Origin of the sequence: Capnocytophaga sp. oral taxon 323 (assembly GCF_001278825.1) — a bacterium.
Taxonomy (GTDB): Bacteria; Bacteroidota; Bacteroidia; order Flavobacteriales; family Flavobacteriaceae; genus Capnocytophaga; species Capnocytophaga ochracea.
On the sequence record NZ_CP012589.1, the window covers coordinates 2,381,909 to 2,404,876 of the forward strand.

Below are 22,968 nucleotides of genomic sequence, written 5' to 3' on the forward strand. Positions count from 1 at the left end.
AGAATAATGAAAACGAATTATAAACTATATACATTGGTAGGTCTTTTAGGACTTTCGTTTACCGCTTGTGAACTCAAAGAAGATTTAACTTCGGTTTACAATGCCAATAACGCCTATACTACCGAAGAAAATGCACAAGAAGGTGTAAACGGAATTTATCGTTACCTTCTTGGGGCTACACACACAAGCAACTTCTACATCAACGATATGTCTACTGATGACTGTTTTAAAGATGGTATTGCTTTCGAGATATACAATGAAAATGGTCTCTCTGGCAACGTAGAACTTGCGAGATGCTACAATGGTAACTGGCAAATGATTGGTTGTGCCAATACTGCTATTGACAATATCTCAATGATTCCCGAATCTCGTTTCAAAACCGCCGATAAGAAACCAGAGCTCTTAGCCGAAGCCCACTTTTTGCGCGCTTTTGCCTTCTATCAGCTTACCAATGCTTTTTATCGAGTACCTTTGATAACAAATGGTTTCTACGAAGCTGATGCTAACCCTACTTTGGCTACTGTTGAGGAATTAGATGACCAAATAGAACAAGATTTGCTCATTGCTACTAATAACCTTCCCGATGAATGGGGTACTGCAACAGAGGGAGCTTCAGGTCGCCCTACCAAAGGTGCGGCTTATGGCTATTTGATGCGTCTTAATATGCGTAAAGCAGGGCGTTTGCGTGAAGAAGGTAAAGATGCTACCGCTGCTTGGCAAGCTGCTTTAATGTATGCAGACCAAGTGATAACCTCAGGTAAATACGCCTTACAAGCTAAAGTGTTTGATGTGTTCGACCCTTCTAAGCCTGAAACCTTAAATAATAACGAGATTATCTTTGCTATACGAGCAAGTGATAAAGTGCCCTCAGGTTCTTCAGATTTAGCTTTGTATTTCACTCCTTGGGAATATGATATGGGCTGGAACAATATCAATATGCCTCTGGAATTGTACTGGAAGTTTGATAGTGATGACCAACGCCTCAAAGAGCTTATTGTAACTTCTTTCAACAACGTGTACGGAAAACCTATAAAGTACATATCTCCTAAACTTAATGAAGTAGGAACGCTTAGGAATGAAAAAAGTAATCCGCAAATAGTAGAGAATGATGCGGTATATACTAAAAAGTACAAATATACCAAACCAGGAACCTATAATTATAATACACCTAATAACCTCATCTTATTGCGTTATGCTGATGTATTGCTTTGCAAAGCTGAAATTCTTAATGAGCTCAATGGACCTACTCAAGAATCAGTGGATTTGATTAATAAAATCCGTGAGAGAGCTTTTGAAAATAGCAACCACAATTATACCTTGGCAAACTTTGCTTCTAAAGAAGATATGCGTAGTAAATTGTGTGATGAACGCTTGTTTGAGCTTAATATGGAGGGAGTTCGTCGTGTAGACCTTATCCGTATGGGATTATGGAAAGACCGCTTAGATGCTTATATGGATCTTGTTAAACAGAAATTGGAAACTAAAGAGGCCAATCTAAATGCCAGAAGAGACCCTAATGTAGTAAAAAATCCTTATGATTTGAGTCCTGAATGGAAAGTGTATCCTAAGTTCAGCAATCCGTTTAAACCTTATGACAAACGTAGGTATTACCCTATACCAGGGGTGTATAGTAACAAATTTCCTGACCTACAAAACAACCGTTCTTTTAGAGAACAATAATCTTAAATGTAAACTCATATGAAAACCTATACAAAACCAATACTGATGGCTGTTGCGATGCTTAGTATGATAGGCTGCGACAAGAGCGATGCAGATGGGCGTTTTAGCGATAACCCACGCAGTGAGATAGGAACTCCACAAGAAGGCAGTTTGGTTACTGCTAAACAAGTGAAGTGGAACTTTGATAATACTAACGATTGGCTTAATGCCAGTCAAGGAGAACAGGCTAATATCTCACAAACTTCAGTGGAAAGCAATACACAAGCTGAAGATGGTAAAGTAGTGAAAATATTCACTAAAGCAGGTACCAAAGAGCGTAAAAAGCTCAAAACTAAAAAACAATACGGAGCAGGACTCTACACTTGGCGTGCCTATATCTCTGATTTAGGAACTACTGAACGTGTGAGCATAGGCTCTTGGTTGTGGAATAGCGATAAACACGAACTGGACTTTGAGGTAGGTTCTGGTACGGCTAAAGACCGTGATGCCTTAGGAGCTGCTGATGACGAAGTGATTGCTTATATTACCAGCCAGGATAACCCAGCTTTACACCAAAAAGTAAAAATCAAGAAGAATGCGTGGCATACGTTCCAAATTGACCTAAAATTAGCAGGAGGAAAGTATTTTGCTACTTGGCTTATTGATGATGTAAAGTGTGCCGCTCAGCAACTTACTTATGGGCAGGAGCACCCTTTTTATATCTTTTGTAGTACTGAGAACTTGAAGTTTGTAGGCGATAGCTGGCCTTATAAAGATAATTATGGCTTGTGGGATTATGTAGCCTATACTCCCTACTCATATTCTATGGAACCTACAGAACCTCAAAACCAACTTAACCCACCTGACCCAGAACCAGAACCAGATACAGGAGAAGTAAAGAAATGGACTTTCAACAGCTTCCCCGACGATTGGTTGAAATGGGGTATTGCTAAAGTAGATAGTGGTAAATTGGTGTTAGGAGTAGATAGTGGTAATACTATTGCTAAGGTACAATACAAGTTGGGTATGAAAATGGGCTATGGAAAATATACGTGGTCTGTCCGCTTCCCCGATGTATCAACCATTCCTGCGGGTACTCAATTCCAATCAGGAGCTAATCTTTATTATTATGTAGAAGATGAAAAAGGGAAAGCAACCGAACGCTTCTTTTTAATGATGGCTCGTATAGGCTCAGAAGAGGATCGTGCTCGCTTAGGAGCTAAACCCAATCAGTTATTGCTATATATACAAGGAGCTGAACCTGCGGTAGATGAATATGTTGGCTTATTAGATGCTAACAAAGACTACAAACTTACCATCGACCTTAAAAAAGTAAATAACAAGTATACTATTGTTTACTCTATTGATGGTAAGGTATTAAAAACTTTAGTTGCAAATTATGGTGAAGATGAATTTAAGTTCTTCTTTATAGCCGAAGCAGATGCTAATAGACCTTGGATGAAATGGGCTAAACTCGATAAAGCTCTTACAAAACACTTAGAAACGAAGTTTAACTTTATTGAATATACCGCCTATTAGTAGTAATCGATGTTTATCTATAAATGGCAAATTGATTTTTCTGAGGCTGTCTCACCTCCAACAACGAGACAGCCTCTTTTTCTTAAAGAGAAAACTAAGAATAAAGCATACAACTTAATGATTTTAGTATGAAAAAAACATTTATTTTTTCATTGATGACCTTGTTCATCTATGTTGGTTGTAAGATAGATTCTGAGGAAACTACCCGCAACGCAACAACTACATCAAGCGATGGGCAATCGCTTAATGCTGCACAACAGGCTCAAAAAGGGGTAATGTTTTGGGAGTTTGATGCTCCTTCTAACGATTGGATAGAAGCCAATCAGAACAGTAAGCCTAATTGCTATAAGATACAACATAGCCCTGGCTGTACAAACGGTGGACTTATTATTCACACAGAGGCGAACACTTTGCAACGCAACAAACTCAAAACTGTAAGACAATACGGAGCGGGAGTATATGAATGGAGATTGTATGTTCCTAAATTGGAGAAAGGAGCCCAAACAAGTGTGAATTGCTTTCTTTACAAAGATGACAGTCACGAATTGGCTATTAAAGTCTATTCAGGAAAGAATGCGGAACGCTCTCAAATGAGACTTACTGATAATCAAGTAATAGCAGAATTGGGTGGTTACGGAATGGCTACTAAAAAGATAGCTATTACCCAACAAGATTGGCATAGGTTTAAGATAGAATTGAAGTTAGTGAATGGTAATTATCACGCTATCCTTACAGTAGATGGAAGGGAAGGAAAGGATAAATTGGAAGGAACACTTGATTATGGTCAAGACAACCTTTTCAATATCTTTTGTAGTGTAGAGAACTTACCAAAAGTAGGTGATAGACCTGCTAACACTCCTACAACAGGTGTATGGGATAATGTTAAGTATACGCCCAATAGTGGAGCTGTAGTTCCTACACCTACACCTAAGCCTACACCTGACCCTAAGCCTGATAATCCTGTTGGAACTTACAGATGGCACTTTAGTTCTTATCCTCTTTCAGATTGGATTTTAGCCAACCAAGAACCTAATAAGAATGTAGACCATTGTTCATCAGTTTATAAAGATGGTTGTGACGATGGTAAGGCTTTGAAGATATGGACAAAAGCAGGGACAAAAGAGCGGAAAAAATTAAAGACAAAACAAATGTTTGGTGCAGGAATTTACACTTGGCGTGTTTTCATTCCTACAATGAATATTGGTGAAAGAGTGAGCGTAGGTTCTTGGCTTTATAACGATGACCAACACGAAGTAGATTTTGAGGTTGGTTCAGGGACTATTAAAAAAAGAGGAGAAGCTCACGCAACGAAAAACAATCAGTTGATAGCCTATATTACAAGCCAAAATAATCCAGAACTACATCACGATACTGAGATTGTTACAGTTGATAGGGTAAATAAAGGATCGTGGCATACTTTTCAGATAAGATTGGAAATAAATCAAGCTATTAATGGTCAGAACTATATCATTACTTGGGCTATAGATGGAGTAGACCGTTATAAGTCAAAACTAAACTATGGACAAGAAAAATTATTTCATATATTTTGTAGTGTAGAGAACTTAGACTTTTTAGGAGAACGTCCTACTACAGAAGATGTTGTAGGCTTATGGGATTATGTAACATATCAACCATATCCTTATTCTTATAAACCTCGCTAATAAAACGAGACTTACATATTGCTTTTATAAATGGCTGGTAAAGGGGTTGTAATTATCTACCTTTATAGAATATTAATAGAATTGCTTTGTTGTTAGTTAAAACGGTATTCATTACAACCCTCACACCAGTTTGTATAGTGAAAAGTGAAAAATTATTAGGATAATGAGCTTTTGAGCTTTTCGGAAGGAAACGGAGATTTTCAAAAGAAGGAATTTAGATAAAAGGTAAAAGATGAGCTGTAAATTGGGTGGGATTAGCTTATAGAGAGCTTATAGGAAGCTTATACGAATCTTGGACGATTGGTATAGAAAGGGTATGTAAGTAATTGATTAATACTGTAATACAACAAAGCAAAAAACGGCAAAAACGGGGTTTCGAGGCGAAAGAAAGAGGAATAGGCAATAGGTCTTAGGCCATAGGCACTAGGAGGGAGTATGACGGAAAAGGAGAAGGGATAATTAGGAAATTAGTAAATTAGAAAATTAGTAAATGGGGAAGTGTGAGGTCTTAGGCCATAGGCACTAGGGGAAGTATGACGGAAAAGGTGGAGTGTAGCGATGCAATAACGAATAATGAACGAAGAAACAACGAAGAAACAACGAAGAAACGGAGAAGGAATAGCGAAGAAACAATAAAGCAAAAGAGAATTTTAAATAAAGCAAAAACGAAAAAATAAAAGCATATGAAACGAGTAAATCTATTTTTAATGGCAGTGTGTTGGACAGCTTTTGTAAGCTGTAGCAAACAATCGAGCGATATTCCTGAGGTGACCATTGATAAAACCAAAGTGATGCGATGGGATTTTAAAACGCTTGACGGTTGGTTATTAGGTAATCAGGACGAGGATTACCCACAAGGGAAGGACAAAGAAACTTATGCCAAAGTGGTAAGTGATTCTTACGCCGAAGATGGTTGGGCACTGAAAATATGGACGAAAGCTCATACTGAACAACGCAAAAAACAAAAGACAGTACACCGTTACGGGGCAGGTATTTACACTTGGCGCGCTTACATTCCGCCGATGGAAACTGGAGCTTGGGCAAGTATAGGCTCTTTCTTGTATAACAGTGAGGGGCACGAAATAGATTTTGAAGTGGGCTCAGGTGATGCCAAACGCAGGAAGAAGTTGGGCGCAAAAGAGGGGCAGGTAGTGGTGTTTATGACCAGCCAGAATAATCCTTGGAAGCAAAATGCTGAGGTGCTTATAGACAGCGACCAATGGCATACTTTTCAGATTAAATTAGCTATCAATCCGCAGAATAACCATTATATTGCTACGTGGCTCATCGATGGGGTGCAACACCTTCATACGGAGCTCAACTATGGGCAACAGTATCCTTTCCGTATTTTTTGCAGTGTAGAGAATATAGATTTTATAGGCGACCGTATTCCTACCAGAGACCATTATGCCTTGTGGGATTATGTGACATATGAGCCTTTTAGTAATGCTATTGAGCCTGTAAATCCCGATAAAGACTAACGCTTTTTTCTTATTGAAATAACATATAGGAACAAGAAAGATTTAAAATATGAGAAAATCGATTATTATTTTGTTTTTAATCATAGGGGGGGTATTAGTTTCTTGTAAAAAAGACGAACTTTTTATCCCTAAAAAAGAAGACCCTATTCCCCCTAAAAAAGAAGACCCTTTTACCCCTCCGTATCAGAGTAATCTTACCGCTTTTGAGGTGTCTTTGAGCAAGACGAATAACCTTCGTGCGGAAGTAACTGCTACTTTCAGCGGGGAAACGTCCTTCCATATAGCTTATTGGGAAGTGAACCATCCGGCACAAGTACAGCAAACCAATACCTACCAGGGCAAAGGGATAGAACGTAAAACGCTATTGTTCCTCAAACCCGATAGGCAATACAGTTGCCAAATCATTACAGAGAAAGGAGATAAGTCGGCAGTGAAAACCTTTAAAACAAAAAGTGTGGAGGCTTTTCTTCCTAATGCAACATTACTGATAGACGACCTAAAAGAAGATATAGGCGGTTATTTTTTTGCAAATGCCCGTATGAATGGTACAAAAGCCATCTATCTGACAGATACTAAAGGAGTAGTAGTATGGTATGAGCAAGTGCCCGAAGAGCCTTTGGTCGTAAATTACGATGCACAGCGTCAGCAGTTTTACATTCTTACCAATCCTGCTTACCCTGTTGGAAGTCCTTATACTTTCAATGCTAAAAGTATTAAAATTATAGACCTCTTTGGGGAGGTAGTATTTCAAAAAGACTTTGCTACTGTTCCTGCACTTAACGGACGGGAAGTGCATCACGAGTGTCGCCCTATGCCCGATGGCAGTATAGGATTAGTAACCTATATTGATAAAACTTTTGACCTCACTGCACAAGGCGGTGCAACTACCGATATTGTAAAAGGTGATGGTTTTGTGATTATGAATAGAAGAGGAGAAATCACCCAGCAATGGAGTTGTTTTGATTATGTAGACCCTACTACCGACCCTAATATAAAAATACAAGGAGTAAAAAAAGATTGGCTACACGCCAACTCCTTTAACTACGATAGCGAAGGTAATTACTATATGACGTTTAATCGTTATGGAGAACTTTGGAAAATTGACGGTAAAACAGGGAAGTTATTATATCGCATAGGCGAAAATGGCACCATAAAACCTGAGAAAAAATACTTTACTCACGGAATGCACTGTGCTAACCCGAAAGCACCTAACGAGGTGTTAGTGATTGACAATGCACGTTCAGATTCCGATACGGGCTCGAGAGCTATTTTGTATAAAGTAAATGAACAAAGCAAAACAGTAACAGTTCCTATGGCAGTAGCTCTTCCCAAAGATTTAGCCTCATCAAACCGTAGCAATGCCCAATTTATAGGTGAGGACTTGCTACTAATCACGTTGAGTACCAAAAAACAAATTATCATTACCGACCGCAACGAAACACCCACCATAAAACGTTCTTTTATGGTGCCTTTCACTTTCTATCGAGCACAATATATCCCAACTATTAAATATTAAAAATCAAACCACCACCAATGAAAAAACTTATATTTAGTTTAGTAACACTATGTTTTATGGCTTGTAAAGGCACTGAGCCTGTAATTCATTACGAGGTAATTCCGCTACCACAATCCATTAGTTATACCCATCAGAAACCTTTTGAGCTCGATGCTCAAACCGTGATTACCTATCCACAAGGTGATGCCTTACTACAAAGGAATGCCCAATTCCTTGCCTCTTATCTTAAAGAAATCACAGGGCTCACTCTTGCCACTGAGCCCAATGTGAACAGTGGGAAGGTTATTCGTCTTAAAACCGACCTTAAAAAACCTAACCAAGAGGCTTATCAACTTACTGTAGCAAGTGAGCAAATTACTATTGATGGAGCAAGTCCCGCAGGTGTGTTCTACGGCATACAGACCTTGCGCAAGTCGATTGACGTAACAGAACCTAAATCCTTAGCGTTCCCTACGGCTGTGATAGACGATGCGCCTCGCTTTGCCTATCGGGGAATGCATTTTGATGTGAGCAGGCATTTCTTTACAGTAGATTTTATCAAGCAGTACATTGATATACTCGCACTTCATAACCTCAATAAGTTCCATTGGCACCTCACCGATGACCAAGGGTGGCGTATAGAAATCAAAAAATACCCTCGCCTTACTGAGGTAGGCTCAACACGCAAAGAAACGCTTATTGGGCATTTGCTCAAAGATAAACCCCACCAATTTGATGGCAAACCTTATGGTGGGTTCTACACCCAAGAACAGATTAAAGAGATTGTAAAATACGCCCAAGACCGCTATATTACGATTATTCCCGAGGTAGATATCCCTGGACATACCTTAGCTGTGCTCACGGCTTACCCTGAGTTGGGTTGTACAGGCAAAGACTATGCAGTAGGTACCAAATGGGGGGTTTTCGACGATGTACTTTGCGCCGGTAATGAGGCTTCTTATGAGTTCTTAGAAGGCGTATTCGACGAAATTACCGAACTTTTCCCCTCTAAATATATTCATATAGGAGGTGATGAGTGTCCTAAAACACGTTGGAAAGACTGCCCTAAATGTCAGGCTAAAATTAAAGCGTTGGGCTTAAAAGGCGATGCTGAACACACTGCCGAACAGAAACTACAAGGCTATGTGGTATCGCGCGTTGAGCAGTTCCTCAAGAAGAAAAATAGAGAGGTAATAGGCTGGGACGAGATTTTGGAGGGAGATAACATTTCACAAGAAGCGATTGTAATGTCGTGGCGAGGTACCGAAGGAGGTATAGCCGCAGCACAACGCCACAACCGCGCTATTATGACTCCGCATTACAGTTTGTATTTCGACTATAACCAAGGCGAAGACCCCAGTAAAGAACCACTATCCATAGGTGAATACCTCCCCGTGAAAAAGGTGTACGACTATGAGCCTATCGACCCTAAACTCACTCCCGAACAAGGTAAATACATCTTAGGAGCACAAGCTAATTTGTGGACAGAGTACATCGCGAGTCCTGCACACGCCCAGTATATGCTCTTGCCTCGCTTGGCTGCCTTAGCTGAGGTACAATGGACAGCCCCAGAGAAAAAGAACTATGCTGACTTTTTGAAGCGTTTAGGCAACTTACTCAATTACTACCAAAAAGAGGGATATCATTATGCTAAACACGTGTTGGGTGTAACATCTGTGATTCAGCCCGCTCCTAAGAAAGATGGCATTCAGGTAGAACTCCTCACCGTAGGCGATGGCAAGGTGTACTACACCACCGATGGCACTACCCCCGATGCTACCAAAACGCTTTATACCCAGCCTATCAAGCTCAGCAACGAGGTGCTGTTAAAGGCAGTAGCTGTGCATAAAGATACTATAAGCGGAGTGTTTAGCTACCAGTCGTTATTTAATAAGGCTACTTACAAGCCTATACAATTACTCACCGAAACCAACCCTAAATACACTTTCGGAGGGGCTACCGCTTTAGTAGATGCCCAAATAGGTGAAGATTCTTATATCGATGGGCATTGGGTGGGCTTTCCTGGTCGAGTGGGAGTGGAAGCAGTAATCGATTTAGGTAAAGAAGAAGAAATTAGCAATCTCAAAACAGGTTCTTTGTCCGATACGCCTAACTGGATATTCCCAGCCTCAGAAGTCGCTATTTACAGCTCTGCTGATGGCAAAAACTTTCAGCTCATCACTCAGCAACCTTTGAAGATAGCCCAGAAGACCGACCCTATCAAGCGCGTGCCTATCAGTTTGAACTTTGCTAAAACTAAAACTCGTTATGTGAAAGTAGTGCTCAAAGGTACCGTAATCCCTGAATGGCACGAGGGTAAAGGCACACCAGCCTTACTATTTGTAGATGAAATCCAACTGATGTAAAAATATATATTTTTCATATGTAATATTGCTTTTATTTAAAATTTGTGTACTTTTGCACATCGTAAAGACGCGACTACAAAACGCGTCTTTACTTTTTAGTATGCAAAAACCTTTAATATTAGTAACAAACGACGACGGTATTACCGCTCCTGGTATCCGTTATCTGATAGACATAATGAAAGAATTAGGCGAAGTGGTGGTAGTAGCCCCCGATTCGCCACAGAGTGGTAAAGGGCACGCCGTTACCCTCGATACTACTATGTACTGCGACCCTATGCCCTCACATAACGGAGCTACTCGCGAATACGCTTGTAGTGGTACACCTGCCGACTGTGTGAAAATAGCCAAACACGAAGTGCTGAATGGTCGTCTGCCCGATCTCTGTGTGAGTGGTATCAATCACGGTTCCAATGCTTCTATCAACGTGATATATTCAGGAACGATGAGTGCTGCTATCGAGGCGGGTACTGAGGGCATTCCTGCTATTGGTTTTTCATTATTAGACTCCAGTTGGAATGCCGACTTTTCGCAAGCGCGCTCTTATATCAAAAGTATTGCTGAAAAAGTACTCGCTAATGGGTTGCCCAAAGGGACAGTACTGAATGTGAATATACCTAATATCAAGAAGGAAGAAATAAAAGGCGTAAAAGTATGCCGTCAAGCACGTTCGCGCTGGATAGAAAGTTTTGACAAACGTGTGAACCCGCAAGGAAGAGTGTACTACTGGATGACAGGTACTTTTGTGAATGAAGACCAAGGTACTGATACTGACCAATGGACTCTCGAAAACGGCTACATTTCAGTAGTGCCTATTCAATTTGACCTTACGGCTCACCAAAATATTCAAGAGTTAAAGCAATGGGATTTTTAAATATAAATCAAAAACGCAAAGACCAAATCATTGGTTTTATAGCAGGTATTGTTGTAAATGTGATAGGGGTGATAGCCTATGTGCTTATTTTCTCTAAATTTAGTATTGCTACTACCTTGCAAGATGCCTATTACAAGAGATATTTAGGGAAACTCATACTCTTAGGAGCCCTGTTAGACCTTGCTATCTTCTTCTTTTTTATCAATCGTTATGAAAACGAACGCGCACGTGGTGTACTTATCGCTTCGTGCGTATTAGCCTTTATAATTTTGCTATTACAATTCACTTAAAATTAAATACAATGAGAATCAGAGAATATGTAGTTTTCTTATACCGTATCTTCTTGGTATACTTATTTTATGCCATTGCACGTGGTTTGTTTATCTATATGAATCGCGGACTGATGGGTGATTATAACACATCCGACCTTTTCTATTATGGATTAGCATTTGATAACTGTGCTATAATGTACACTAATTTGCTGTTCATACTGCTCAGCTTACTACCTTTGTGGGTAAATACCCATAAGAAGTTTCAGAAAGCAGTTTTTTGGTCGTACTTTATACCTAATACGATTGCTTATGCCACCAATTTTATTGATATGGCATACTACCCTTTTAGCAAGTCTCGCCTTACTTCGGCATCGTTTGCAGTTATAGAACACGAAAACAACAAAATGAAAATATTCAGTAGCTTTTTAGGAGGCTATTGGTATATGTTCGTAGGCTTCTTTTTACTGATAGCTCTTTGGGTTTTCCTTTATAAACGCGTGAAAAACGTCGAAGTGCCTATTGCTCAAAAGAAATCTTATTTTGGTTGGTCTGCTGTATTTTTCTTAGGCTTCGGTACTCTGATAATGATGGCTATACGAGGCGGTGGTTTTACTTCGGATACACGCCCTATCAATATGCTCGATGCTAGCCGACACGTAAATACAGCTCCTCAGGCTGATGCAATTCTCAATACACCTTTTTGCCTTATTCGCAGTATAGGTAAGAACAAAGGATTTAAAGAATATCACTTTGTAGATGAAGCCTACATCAATGAGAGTTTAAAACCTATTAAGCAGTACAACCGCGAAGTAGCTACCAAGCCCAATGTCGTCCTCTTTATTTTAGAAAGTTTCGGTAAAGAGTATTGGGGCTGTATGAATACTAAAACCCATATTCCTGACTTTAAATCATATACTCCCTTTTTAGACTCGTTAGCGCAACATTCACTTGTGCTCGACAATGCTTATTGCACAGGGCGTCAGTCTATACACGGAATGTCGTCAATGTTGGCAGGAATTCCCTCTTTTCAAGTCGCTTACACCTCATCACCTTATGTGAAGCAACCCACACAGTCTTTGGTGTCTATTGCCAAAGAAATGGGCTACGATACCTCTTTCTTCCATTCAGCACCCAATGGTTCTATGGGATTCTTAGGTTTTTCTAATATCTTAGGCTTCGACCATTATTATGGTAAAAATGAGTACAATAACGATGCTGATGACGATGGACACTGGGGAATTTGGGACGAACCTTTTTTCCAATATATGTGCAGGACTTATTCTCAAAAGAAACAACCTTTCTTAGGCACTATTTTCACACTCTCCTCCCACCACCCTTTTCAAATTCCTAAGCAATATGAGGGCAAATTTCCTAAAGGCAATTTAGAAATTCACCAATGTATTGGCTATACCGATTACGCTCTCAAACAATTCTTTGAGTGTGCTAAAAAACAACCTTGGTATAACAATACTATCTTTGCTTTTGTCAATGACCACCCTAACCAAATCTATTACGACCTTTACAAAGAGCCTATTACAGGCAAAGGAGCAGCAATTATGTTCTACAGCCCTAACCCTAATTTAGTGCCAAAGGGGGTAAATTCAGATATTGCTCAGCAAATAGATATTTATCCTTCGTTAGTAGACCTAATGGGTTACCATAAGCCTTTCCGCTCTTGGGGGCGCAGTGTGTTTGCCAATCTTCCTGATGAAACGCCCCGTGCTTTTATCTCCGATGCACTTATGTACCAAATGATGCAAGGTAATTACATCTATATCATCGACGAAACAGGCAAGGTAAACGGAGTGTACAAGAAAGAAGACGGTGCTCTCAAAAACAATCTCTTAGGCAAAGAAGACAATGCCGAAATACAAAAAGGTATTAAAGATTTAAAAGCCTTTATGCAAGACTATATGGATAGAATTATCAACCATAAGCTTAGTTTACGATAAAGGTAAAAAGTAAGAAACAAATCCAGCGATAGCTGGCAGGTTAAATAGCAAAGCGCGATGTTTAGAATAATAAACATCGCGCTTTCTTATCTCTTATCTCTTACCTCTTAGCTATTCAAGAGTAAGAAGGTATTTCTCTGCGTCCAACGCTGCCATACAGCCCGAGCCTGCTGCCGTAATAGCTTGGCGGTAGCGCGTGTCCGCAGCATCACCGGCTACAAACACTCCTGCTACATTGGTGAGCGAAGTGCCCGCTACATTCTTAATATAGCCCACCTCATCAGTGTCGATATAAGGTTTAAACACATCGGTATTAGGTTTGTGACCGATAGCTACAAAGAAACCTGTGATAGCTATTTCGCTTATCTCCCCTGTTTTGTTGTTGCGCACTTTAATGCCGGTAACTACTTGTCCGTCACCTAATATCTCTTCAGTTTCAGTATTGAAAAGCACTTCTATTTTTGGCGAATTGAGCACGCGTTCCTTCATAATTTGTGAAGCGCGGAACTCATCGCGACGCACGAGCATTGTTACTTTCGAGCAAAGGTTCGCTAAGTAAAGCGCTTCCTCACAAGCCGAGTCGCCTGCCCCTACAATAGCCACGTGTTGATTGCGGTAGAAAAAACCGTCGCACACAGCACAAGCCGATACGCCTCCTCCTGTTTGCAAATAGTGCTGTTCTGAGGGTAAACCTAAGTATTTAGCCGAAGCACCCGTAGCGATAATCACAGCATCAGCGTGGAGCTCTTGGTCATCTACCCATACTTTGTGGGGGTGAGCCGAAAAATCTACCTTAGTCACCCAGCCGTTGCGAATATCAGCCCCAAAGCGTTTAGCTTGTTGCTCTAACTGCATCATCATTTCGCTACCCATTACTCCCTCAGGATATCCCGGAAAATTCTCTACTTCGTTAGTAGTAGTGAGCTGTCCACCAGGTTGTTCGCCTTGATAAAGCACAGGGTTAAGATTGGCGCGAGAGGCATAAATAGCGGCAGTATAGCCCGCAGGACCTGAGCCTATAATTAGGCATTTTATCTTTTCAATGTTTGCCATAGTAATTTTTTCTTTTAATTAGGGTGCAAAACTACAAAAATAATACCAATCTACAAACCTGCCAATTTGTCAATTAGAGCAAACACACGAAATTAAAAGTTAATATCAGTTTGATAAATAATTCTGATGATGAGTCTTTTTTGCAGTATACACTTTGCCAAAGTTAATCGCCCGTCGTGCTACGACCTTTGGCAAAGTTGAATCTTGCATTGTTATTTCACAAGGCGCAGTCTTGATGCTATTTTAATTTTGAAATCAATTTTGTTTAATTTCTGAAACACAATCTCTCGCATACCCCACTCCGAGTATTCGTTCGCTATTTTACGTCGAGCTCACGTCACTTATTTTATGCCCGACAAGTCTAGCCAGTAGAACCAGTGATATGAGCAGATAGCAGCACTATAAGTCCAATCACTATTCAGTTAGTATTCCATTAATCTTCGGTTAGTCTTCACTGTAGAGCCACTGTAGAGCCACTGTAGAGCCACTGTAGAGCCACTGTAGAGCCACTGTAGAGCCACTGTAGAGCCACTGTAGAGCCACTGTAGAGCCACTGTAGAGCCACTGTAGAGCCACTGTAGAGCCACTGTAGAGCCACTATAAGTCCACTGTAGTTTCGTTTAAGGTTTATTAAAGGTCCATCAGATGTCTCACAGAGCAACCACAAGGTACTTCTCGCTCCCTCCTCACAAGCACCTTTCATCTACCCACTTTTCACAAATTACCCCGATAACTTATAATTCTTTATAAAAATAAATATACTTATATCGTGCTAATAATCAATGATATATAAAGAATTTTAACAGCTAATTAAAAAATCCAAAATAAAAAAATAGGAAATAATAAATGTTATTTCATATAAAACACGTATATTTGCGCCTTGCATAGAATAGCGTATGTACAGATTTATACACATTACATTGATACTATTGGCGATGCATATGGCATCGGCACAGCAACACGAAATCGGTGTTTTCTTAGGTGGAAGCAACCCCATTTCAGATGTTGGTAGAACCTATTATTTATATCCTAACAAAATCGCTTTTGGTGGGATATATAAATGGAATTTCCACGAACGTATGGCAGTTCGTGTGCAGGTTACTAAGTCCGAACTTAGAGCTAACGACGTCCAGTCCGATATCCCTGGTAAACGCAACCGAGGGTTCGCTTATTCAAGTGATATTACCGATTTGGCAGTAGGCACCGAGTTCAATTTCTTTAGCTACAGAATAGGCAATTTGCTCGATATGCCTATGACCCCCTATGTGTTCGTAGGTATAGCTGGGCTTTGGCACGACGATTTGTACTTCGACCCCTCCTCTCCCAAACCCGTTGAAGCTACCGATACTACACGTCGCGACTTCGATGTGGCTGTGCCCGTAGCTTTCGGTTTTAAAGCCAAAATCACTCGAAGGCTTGTTTTAGGAGGTGAAGTAGCTTTCCGTTTTGCCCTTACTAACAACGTCGATGGTAGTGCGCCCGAAAGAAAATCCTTTACATTCGGTAACATAGGAAGAAGTTACGACTGGTACGCCTTCTCAGGTCTTACCCTTACCTACACCTTCGGCGAATGGCCTTGCTATTGTAGATAATTTCACTTAAAACCAATGGAGATTACGAACTATCCAAAGCATCTGGCTATTATAATGGACGGTAATGGGCGTTGGGCAAAAAAACAAGGCTTGCTCAGAGCCTATGGTCACGAAAAAGGAGTGCAAACTGTGCGACAAGTAGTGGAATATTGTGTGGAACACCGTATTCCATACCTCACCCTTTTTGCCTTTTCTACCGAAAATTGGAAACGACCCGCCTTAGAAGTAAAAGCCCTAATGGAGCTATTGGTAAAGTTCCTAAAAAAGGAAGTTGATAATTTGCACAAAAATAATGTAAGACTCAAAACCATTGGCAATTTAGACCGTTTCCCTCCTAAACCACGCGAAGCCCTACTTGCTTCTATCGATAAACTCAAAAACAATACAGGGCTTACCCTTACCTTAGCCCTCAACTATGGAGCACGTGAAGAAATCCTAACTGCTATAAAAGAAATTGCAGCAAAAGTAAAAGAAGGCACACTTATTGCTAATACAATTACCGAAACAACACTACAAAAACACCTATACACCTACGACTTACCCGATGTAGACTTACTTATCCGCACCAGCGGTGAGGAGCGCATCAGCAATTTTTTATTATGGCAAATAGCCTATGCCGAACTCTATTTTACTGAAGTATTATGGCCTGACTTCACAAAAAAACACTTAGAAGAAGCCCTATCAAACTATCAAAATAGAGAAAGACGATTTGGAAAAACAAGCGAACAACTTACGTAAAACTATGCTGAAAAAAATTTTATTGCTTGCTTTCTTGGCTTTTGTAAGCCTTGTAAGTGCACAAGAAGAAGATAGAATATCATTAGGAAAAGGAAGAAAATATACAATTGGTGGCATTGAAGTTACTGGCGCAAAACGTTATAACGAACAAACTATCCTCACTACTTCGGGTTTGAAAGTAGGTGATGTAATCGAAATCCCCAGTGAAAAATTCAGCTCCATCATTCATAAGCTATGGGGCTATAAGTTGTTTAGCGATATTAATATTTATATCAAGCGCGTAGAAGGTGATACCGTATTCTTAGAGTTAGCTATCAAAGAAACACCTTCATTAGTCGATGTAAAAGTAACAGGTATCGGACAGAAAAAAGCAGAAACCCTCCTTAAAGATGCCGAAATTAAAAAAGGAATAAAGGTAAACGAAAGCCTTATTGCTAATACTAAAAACTATATCACTAATAAATATCGAAAAGATGGTTATCTCAATACCAAAGTAACTATCGATACCAAAATAGATACTACCGATGCCAATGGTGTAGATATGCTCATTCACATCGATAGAGGTAATAAGGTAAAAATCGATAAAATTACTTTTGAAGGCAATCAGCAATTCACCTCAGCCAAGTTGCGCAAGAAGCTCAAAAAGACAAAACAAGTGCGTTTCGGTCGTTTCTGGAAACGCTCCAAATATGTTAAGAAAGACTACGACGAAGATTTAACAAACCTCGTAGATTTCTATAAGGAAAAAGGCTATCGCGATGCTCGTGTGGTAAACGATACGCTTATTAAAAATAAGGACGGTAACGTAAGTCTTAAAATAGCAGTAGAAGAAGGGAAGCGTTATTATTTCGGTGATATCCGCTTCTTAGGAAACTCAGTCTATAACGACCGTGTGCTCAATCAAGTATTGGGTATCAAAAAAGGCGATGTATATAACGGAGTATTGCTCAAAAAACGCATTCAAGACAATACCAAACCCGATGCCGAAGATATAACCAACTTATATCAAAATAGTGGTTATCTCTTCTCGCAAATACACCCTGTAGAAACCTCAGTAGTAAATGATACTATCAATTTCGAAATACGCGTGGTAGAAGGCAAACCTGCTTATTTTAATAAAATATCAGTAACAGGTAACGAAAAGACTAACGACTATGTAATTTATCGCGAGTTGCGCACACGTCCTGGTTATCTATATAGCAAAGATGCCGTAGTGCGTACCGTTCGTGAGTTAGGACAGTTGCAACTATTCGATGCTCAAAACATCAATCCAGAGTTTAAAAATGCCGACCCTAATGCAGGAACTGTAGATATAGAATATAAACTCACCGAAACAGGTTCAAGCCAAGTACAGTTGCAAGGAGGGTATGGTGGAGGCTCATTCATAGGTACACTTGCTCTTTCATTCAATAACTTTTCTATTCGCAACTTGTTCAATCCCAAAGCCTATCGCCCAGTGCCTATGGGCGACGGTCAAGCACTATCACTCAGTTTCCAAATAAGTAGATACTACCGCACTTATGGGTTTTCATTCACCGAGCCTTGGATGGGAGGTAAACAGCCTGTGCAGTTCTCAGTGTCATTCAGTAGAACCGAACAGTTCGGGTATAGTTACAGGAGCTATGATGTAGATAAGAGTAAACGCGTGTATATCACAGGAATAAGCGTAGGTTTAGCCAAACGTTTAAGAGTCCCCGATGATTATTTTCAAATCGCTCATACTTTAAGCTATCAGCATTATGATTTGAAGAATTATCCTAATTTAGGACTCTTTACTTTTAAAGATGGTAACTCTAATTCATTAGCTTATACTATTTCGCTATCGCGTAACTCAAGTGGTCCTAACCCTATCTATCCAATGTCAGGAAGTAGCTTTACCATTAGTGCGAAGCTTACCCCTCCTTACTCATTGTTCAATAAGATAGATTATGGCAAACTGCTAGAAGAACGTGAAACAGCATCTAATAACGGCGATTCTGAAAGAATAGCACAGATAGACCAAGAGCGTTTTCACTGGTTAGAGTTTTATAAGCTTAAGTTTACCTCAGCTTGGTATACCAATATTTACAGTAAATTTGTATTAAAGTTTGGTGCTGATTTTGGTTATTTGGGAGCTTATAACAGCAAACGCGGTATAGTACCTTTTGAACGTTTCTTTATGGGAGGCGATGGTTTAGGCTATTACTCTATGGACGGACGTGAAAACATACAAATGCGCGGGTATGAAAACTATGCCCTTTCCGCCGATGATGGCGAGACTGTGTTTAACAAGTTCTCTCTGGAATTGCGTTATCCTATTACTCTTAAACCAATGGCTTCTATCTATGGCTTAGTATTTGCCGAAGGAGGTAATGTACACAATGGATTAGAGAACTTTAATCCTTTCCAGATTAAGCGTTCAGCAGGTTTAGGATTGCGACTCTTTATGCCACAGTTCGGTATGCTGGGTATTGACTTTGGGTATGGTTTCGATAACCCTGCCAATAGCAATAACCGCAGTGGCTGGCAAACACACTTTATTTTTGGACAACAATTCTAATTTTTGGCACGATATTTTCTTTTATGGAAAGAGAAGGCTAAAAAGTAGTATATACATTTGATAAATGTTATGAACAAACTACAAGCGTTATTTATAGTACTATTGTGTAGTGCCTGTTTTACTTATGCACAAAAGCCATCTCGTATTGGCTATGTGGATATGGATTACATATTATCACACCTCGAAGATTATAAAGTAGCAAGCCAGCAGTTTGCCTTACAAGTAGAGCAATGGGAGGCTGAAATAGCCAAACGCCAAGAAAAGATAAAGGCTGAAAAAGATAAGTTAGAAGCTGAGAAAGCTTTACTTACTCCCGAGCTTATCAAAGATAAAGAAGAAGAAATAGCTCTGTTAGAATACAACCTGAATGCCTATAAACAGCAGAAGTTTGATGCTAAGGAAGGAGAGTATATCACCCAAAAGTTTATGCTTGCTAAGCCTATCCAAGACCAAGTGTTCAATATAGTGCAAGAGATAGGCAAGATGCGTAAATACGACTTTATCTTTGAAAAGAGTGACGCCACTATGTTATTCTCTAATGAGCAACATAACTTGAGTAAAGTAGTGCTTCGTGCCTTGAAGAAGAAAGACAATGCCGAAGATAGAAACAAAGATATGGCTCAGCTCTTAAAAGAAAGCTATGATTTTGAGTTTGTAGAAGAACGCGTTAAGAAACGTAAAGAAGCTGAAAAAGCACGTGAGCAACGCCGAGTACAATACGAACAAGAACGTTTGCGCAAAACTGAAGAAATGAAGCAACAGCGCGAACAGCTCAAAGCAAAACGCGAGAAAGAGCAAGCCGAGCGTCAGCAGAAGTTCCAACAAGAACGAGACGCCCTTAAAGCGCAACGCGAAAAAGAACAAGCTGAACGTGTACAGAAGTTCCAACAAGAGCGCGATGCTCTTAAAGCACAACGCGAGAAAGAGCAAGCTGAGCGCCAGCAGAAGTTCCAACAACAGCGCGATTCTATAAAGGCACAACGCGACAAAGAGCAAGCCGAACGCCAACAGAAGTTACAAGAACAGAAAGAACAGCGTGAGAAGGAAATAGCTGAACGCCAAAAAAAACTTGAAGAGCAAAGGGTGCAACGTGAAAAAGAACAAGCCGAGCGCCTTAAAAAACAACAAGAGGCAAGAACACAAACGCCTACAACAAATCAGTAAAAATTTTTAAATAACTAATATTACAAACAGATGATGAGAAACATTAGAACGTTGATGATTGCATTGGCTCTATTCTTAGGAGCTACTACAATGCTTACTGCACAAGTGAAAATCGCTCATATTGATGTGCAAAAACTTTTAGAAGAAATGCCTGAAAGAAAATCAATAGAGTCACAATTAAAGAAAATGGAGCAAGGATATATGAACGATATTCAAGCAGCTATTAAAGAATTGCAAGCTAAGGCTCAAAAGTATCAGAATGAAGCTGCTGCTCTTACAGAGGCACAACTTAAAGCTCGTGAAGCAGAATTCCTCAAAAAATCAGAGGAAATTAAAACTATGGAAGAAAATATCCGTAAAACACAACAAACTGCTGCTGAGAATTTACAGAAAAAGCAACAAGAATTGGTAGAGCCATTGCTTAAAAAGGTAAAAAGCTCTATTGAGAAAATTGCTAAGCAAAGAGGACTTCAGTACGTATTGGATTCAAGTGCAGGCTCAAGCGTGATTGTAGCTACAGGAGATGACCTTTACAGTACAGTTAAAAAGGACTTAGGATTTTAGTTCGTAGATTTTTAAATTATTAGATATTTTTTCTTATGAAAAGTGTTCGCTAAGTGAACACTTTTTTTTATTTTTGCAACTGAAAAGAACCTTATTTTAAAATGACTCACTCAACATCACGCACAGCACCTATTGGTTTGTTTGACTCTGGAGTAGGGGGAACTACTATCTGGAAAGAAGTAAACGCGCTAATGCCTAATGAGAATACCCTGTTTATAGCAGATAATAGAAATGCTCCTTATGGTGAGAAGACTAAGGAGGAAATCATTGCATTATGCGATGCCAATACGCGTTTTCTGTTAGAAAATAATGCAAAAATTATAGTAGTAGCGTGCAATACGGGTACTACCAATGCTATATCGTATTTGAGGAATAAATATAAAGAAGTACCTTTTATAGGGATAGAACCTGCTATAAAACCTGCGAGTTTGCAGAGTGTTACTAAGAAAATAGGGGTATTAGCAACCCGCAGTACACTTGCCAGCGACCTTTTTGCTAAAACCAGTGAGCACCTTAAACAGGAAGAGCAAGTGGAAATTATAGAGCAAGTAGGGGAGGGACTAGTAGACCTTATAGAAGCGGGACGTATAAAGAGTCCTGAAATGACGCTATTATTACGCAAATACCTCTTACCTATGGTTGCCGAAGGGATTGATTATTTGGTGTTAGGTTGCACTCATTACCCTTATTTGTTACCACAAATACAAGAGCTCATTCCCCCACACATAAAGGTAATAGATTCGGGGTATGCGGTAGCTAAACAAACGCGCAATATACTTTCTCAACATCATTTACTGAATGATGATGCTACTGCAGAGGCACAACACCTTTGGCTTGCTAATGGCAAGGTAGAAGTATTGCAACAGTTTGCGCCCAAGAATGTCGAACACTTGAAAATTTCTACTTTCTGATATTTATTCTTAAAACTATTTCTTGGGAATCCTGATATAATACGCTTTACCATCTATATTATCTAGCCTTTTATCGCGTAGCCAAGGATTGTATAGTTTTAGGTCTTTATAAGTGATGTTCTGGCTCTTGGCGAATTGGGTGAGATTTTCAATGGTAGAATCTACCATTACATTGTAAGTGGGCAGTTCGTTATACAAATGTTTCTTCTCGAAGATGAAGCCGTACTTCTTAGGGTGCTTCATTATCTCTTTTAGGGCTAAAATACGAAAAACATAGCGTGAAGTTTCGGAGCTTAGCCATAAATCATAATAATTATTAGTTTCTTGAAAAGAAGTTTGCTTATTCATTCCTGAGATACCGGCATTATAAGCAGCGGCAGCCATCGTCCACGAACCTGTACTGCGCTTGGCTTTGTTTAAATAATCGCAGGCAGCTTGGGTAGCTTTTTCTATGTGATAACGCTCGTCTACTTGGTCGGTTACTTCTAAGCCGTATTCTTGAGCGGCGGGTTTCATAAGTTGCCAAAAGCCACTTGCGCCAGAGGGTGATACCGCATTGGTGAGTCCGCTTTCTATGATGGCTAAATATTTGAAATCATCGGGGATATTATTGCGTTTGAGGATAGGTTCGATGATAGGGAAGTACTTATTAGCACGCTTGAGTACCAACAAAGTATTGGATTGCCAATAGGTATTTACGATAAGCTCTCGGTCTAAGCGCTCGTGTACATCGGGGTCTTCCAAAGGTACTCTTTCGCCAGCAAAGTCTAATTTTTCGGGTAAATCGATGGCAAAAACTCTGTAATCATTAGAGAAATCACTTTTATGATGAGTTTCTTGAGCTGAAAGAGGGTTCTGGGCTGCTTCGGCTTCTGCTTGTTCGTAGATATTGTTTTCTTCTTTTTTAACTGACATTGCATTGACCAAAAAACCAGAGAGCAAAACTACTCCTCCACCTGTGAGCAAATATTGTATCGTTCTTTTCATCATTTTTTCTTTTGTATAGATTGGGGCAAAGATAGTAAATAATTCTTTAATACCAAGTAATGTTAGAAATGAGAAAATTAGAAAATTAGCAAATGAGAAAATTAGCAAATGAGAAAATTAGCAA

General features: G+C 39.7%; 18 protein-coding genes. 15 read left to right on the forward strand and 3 right to left on the reverse strand.

What is annotated here, in order from left to right; all coding sequences use genetic code 11:
• The first annotated feature begins 6 nt into the window (after positions 1 to 6).
• The 9 genes from AM608_RS10350 to AM608_RS10390 all read left to right on the forward strand — a co-directional run bounded on the left by AM608_RS10350 (position 7) and on the right by AM608_RS10390 (position 13,296).
• Complete coding sequence (locus AM608_RS10350; RefSeq protein ID WP_053581688.1) at positions 7 to 1,680, forward strand: RagB/SusD family nutrient uptake outer membrane protein; 1,674 nt, start codon at positions 7 to 9, stop codon at positions 1,678 to 1,680.
• 18 nt (positions 1,681 to 1,698) lie between these two features.
• Entirely contained in the window at positions 1,699 to 3,198 is a 1,500-nt protein-coding gene (locus tag AM608_RS10355) for a hypothetical protein (protein WP_053581689.1), read from the forward strand.
• 128 nt (positions 3,199 to 3,326) lie between these two features.
• Positions 3,327 to 4,859 (forward strand): hypothetical protein, encoded by a 1,533-nt coding sequence (locus AM608_RS10360; RefSeq protein ID WP_053581690.1) that lies wholly within the window; start codon positions 3,327 to 3,329, stop codon positions 4,857 to 4,859.
• Between the two features lie 683 nt (positions 4,860 to 5,542).
• A complete protein-coding gene (locus AM608_RS10365; protein WP_002675362.1) occupies positions 5,543 to 6,340 on the forward strand; it encodes a hypothetical protein in 798 nt (265 codons plus the stop codon).
• Positions 6,341 to 6,389: 49 nt separating this feature from the next.
• Positions 6,390 to 7,856 (forward strand): aryl-sulfate sulfotransferase, encoded by a 1,467-nt coding sequence (locus AM608_RS10370; protein ID WP_053581691.1) that lies wholly within the window; start codon positions 6,390 to 6,392, stop codon positions 7,854 to 7,856.
• Between the two features lie 17 nt (positions 7,857 to 7,873).
• Positions 7,874 to 10,201, forward strand: a complete 2,328-nt coding sequence (locus tag AM608_RS10375; protein WP_053581692.1) for a family 20 glycosylhydrolase — start codon at positions 7,874 to 7,876, stop codon at positions 10,199 to 10,201.
• 100 nt (positions 10,202 to 10,301) lie between these two features.
• On the forward strand, positions 10,302 to 11,072 hold the full coding sequence (gene surE / locus AM608_RS10380; RefSeq protein ID WP_053581693.1) for a 5'/3'-nucleotidase SurE: 771 nt from the start codon (positions 10,302 to 10,304) through the stop codon (positions 11,070 to 11,072).
• Positions 11,060 to 11,362, forward strand: a complete 303-nt coding sequence (locus AM608_RS10385; protein ID WP_009411254.1) for a hypothetical protein — start codon at positions 11,060 to 11,062, stop codon at positions 11,360 to 11,362. The genes surE and AM608_RS10385 overlap by 13 nt, the downstream gene beginning before the upstream one ends.
• An 11-nt stretch (positions 11,363 to 11,373) precedes the next feature.
• Positions 11,374 to 13,296 (forward strand): LTA synthase family protein, encoded by a 1,923-nt coding sequence (locus tag AM608_RS10390; RefSeq protein ID WP_053581694.1) that lies wholly within the window; start codon positions 11,374 to 11,376, stop codon positions 13,294 to 13,296.
• Positions 13,297 to 13,407: 111 nt separating this feature from the next.
• On the opposite strand, the gene trxB is transcribed toward AM608_RS10390, so the two are convergent.
• A complete protein-coding gene (gene trxB / locus AM608_RS10395) occupies positions 13,408 to 14,349 on the reverse strand; it encodes a thioredoxin-disulfide reductase (protein WP_053581695.1) in 942 nt (313 codons plus the stop codon).
• A 451-nt stretch (positions 14,350 to 14,800) separates the two neighbouring features.
• On the reverse strand, positions 14,801 to 14,947 hold the full coding sequence (locus AM608_RS11900; protein WP_371179191.1) for a hypothetical protein: 147 nt from the start codon (positions 14,945 to 14,947) through the stop codon (positions 14,801 to 14,803).
• Positions 14,948 to 15,245: 298 nt separating this feature from the next.
• Between AM608_RS11900 and AM608_RS10400 the strand changes: the two genes are divergently transcribed.
• From AM608_RS10400 to murI, 6 genes are all read left to right on the forward strand, one after another.
• Entirely contained in the window at positions 15,246 to 15,941 is a 696-nt protein-coding gene (locus AM608_RS10400; RefSeq protein ID WP_034554165.1) for a DUF6089 family protein, read from the forward strand.
• A gap of 15 nt (positions 15,942 to 15,956) precedes the next feature.
• A complete protein-coding gene (locus AM608_RS10405; protein WP_009411260.1) occupies positions 15,957 to 16,679 on the forward strand; it encodes an isoprenyl transferase in 723 nt (240 codons plus the stop codon).
• A gap of 4 nt (positions 16,680 to 16,683) precedes the next feature.
• Positions 16,684 to 19,218 carry an outer membrane protein assembly factor BamA gene (bamA, locus tag AM608_RS10410; RefSeq protein WP_053581696.1) on the forward strand — a complete coding sequence of 845 codons (2,535 nt, stop codon included), beginning with the start codon at positions 16,684 to 16,686 and terminating at the stop codon, positions 19,216 to 19,218.
• Between the two features lie 69 nt (positions 19,219 to 19,287).
• Positions 19,288 to 20,382, forward strand: coding sequence for an OmpH family outer membrane protein (locus AM608_RS10415; protein ID WP_053581697.1), 1,095 nt, complete (start codon positions 19,288 to 19,290; stop codon positions 20,380 to 20,382).
• A 30-nt stretch (positions 20,383 to 20,412) separates the two neighbouring features.
• Positions 20,413 to 20,946, forward strand: coding sequence for an OmpH family outer membrane protein (locus tag AM608_RS10420; RefSeq protein ID WP_016479699.1), 534 nt, complete (start codon positions 20,413 to 20,415; stop codon positions 20,944 to 20,946).
• 101 nt (positions 20,947 to 21,047) lie between these two features.
• Positions 21,048 to 21,857, forward strand: coding sequence for a glutamate racemase (gene murI / locus AM608_RS10425; protein ID WP_053581698.1), 810 nt, complete (start codon positions 21,048 to 21,050; stop codon positions 21,855 to 21,857).
• A gap of 15 nt (positions 21,858 to 21,872) precedes the next feature.
• Here murI and AM608_RS10430 read toward each other — a convergent pair whose 3' ends face one another.
• Positions 21,873 to 22,847 (reverse strand): lytic transglycosylase domain-containing protein, encoded by a 975-nt coding sequence (locus tag AM608_RS10430; RefSeq protein ID WP_053581699.1) that lies wholly within the window; start codon positions 22,845 to 22,847, stop codon positions 21,873 to 21,875.
• Positions 22,848 to 22,968: the final 121 nt, after the last annotated feature.

Bases quoted from the DNA above. Each gene is read 5' to 3' on its own strand.
- AM608_RS10350 (WP_053581688.1), top strand. From the start codon at position 7: ATGAAAACGAATTATAAACTATATACATTGGTAGGTCTTTTAGGACTT.
- AM608_RS10355 (WP_053581689.1), top strand. From the start codon at position 1,699: ATGAAAACCTATACAAAACCAATACTGATGGCTGTTGCGATGCTTAGT.
- AM608_RS10360 (WP_053581690.1), top strand. From the start codon at position 3,327: ATGAAAAAAACATTTATTTTTTCATTGATGACCTTGTTCATCTATGTT.
- AM608_RS10365 (WP_002675362.1), top strand. From the start codon at position 5,543: ATGAAACGAGTAAATCTATTTTTAATGGCAGTGTGTTGGACAGCTTTT.
- AM608_RS10370 (WP_053581691.1), top strand. From the start codon at position 6,390: ATGAGAAAATCGATTATTATTTTGTTTTTAATCATAGGGGGGGTATTA.
- AM608_RS10375 (WP_053581692.1), top strand. From the start codon at position 7,874: ATGAAAAAACTTATATTTAGTTTAGTAACACTATGTTTTATGGCTTGT.
- surE (WP_053581693.1), top strand. From the start codon at position 10,302: ATGCAAAAACCTTTAATATTAGTAACAAACGACGACGGTATTACCGCT.
- AM608_RS10385 (WP_009411254.1), top strand. From the start codon at position 11,060: ATGGGATTTTTAAATATAAATCAAAAACGCAAAGACCAAATCATTGGT.
- AM608_RS10390 (WP_053581694.1), top strand. From the start codon at position 11,374: ATGAGAATCAGAGAATATGTAGTTTTCTTATACCGTATCTTCTTGGTA.
- trxB (WP_053581695.1), bottom strand. From the start codon at position 14,349: ATGGCAAACATTGAAAAGATAAAATGCCTAATTATAGGCTCAGGTCCT.
- AM608_RS10400 (WP_034554165.1), top strand. From the start codon at position 15,246: ATGTACAGATTTATACACATTACATTGATACTATTGGCGATGCATATG.
- AM608_RS10405 (WP_009411260.1), top strand. From the start codon at position 15,957: ATGGAGATTACGAACTATCCAAAGCATCTGGCTATTATAATGGACGGT.
- bamA (WP_053581696.1), top strand. From the start codon at position 16,684: ATGCTGAAAAAAATTTTATTGCTTGCTTTCTTGGCTTTTGTAAGCCTT.
- AM608_RS10415 (WP_053581697.1), top strand. From the start codon at position 19,288: ATGAACAAACTACAAGCGTTATTTATAGTACTATTGTGTAGTGCCTGT.
- AM608_RS10420 (WP_016479699.1), top strand. From the start codon at position 20,413: ATGATGAGAAACATTAGAACGTTGATGATTGCATTGGCTCTATTCTTA.
- murI (WP_053581698.1), top strand. From the start codon at position 21,048: ATGACTCACTCAACATCACGCACAGCACCTATTGGTTTGTTTGACTCT.
- AM608_RS10430 (WP_053581699.1), bottom strand. From the start codon at position 22,847: ATGATGAAAAGAACGATACAATATTTGCTCACAGGTGGAGGAGTAGTT.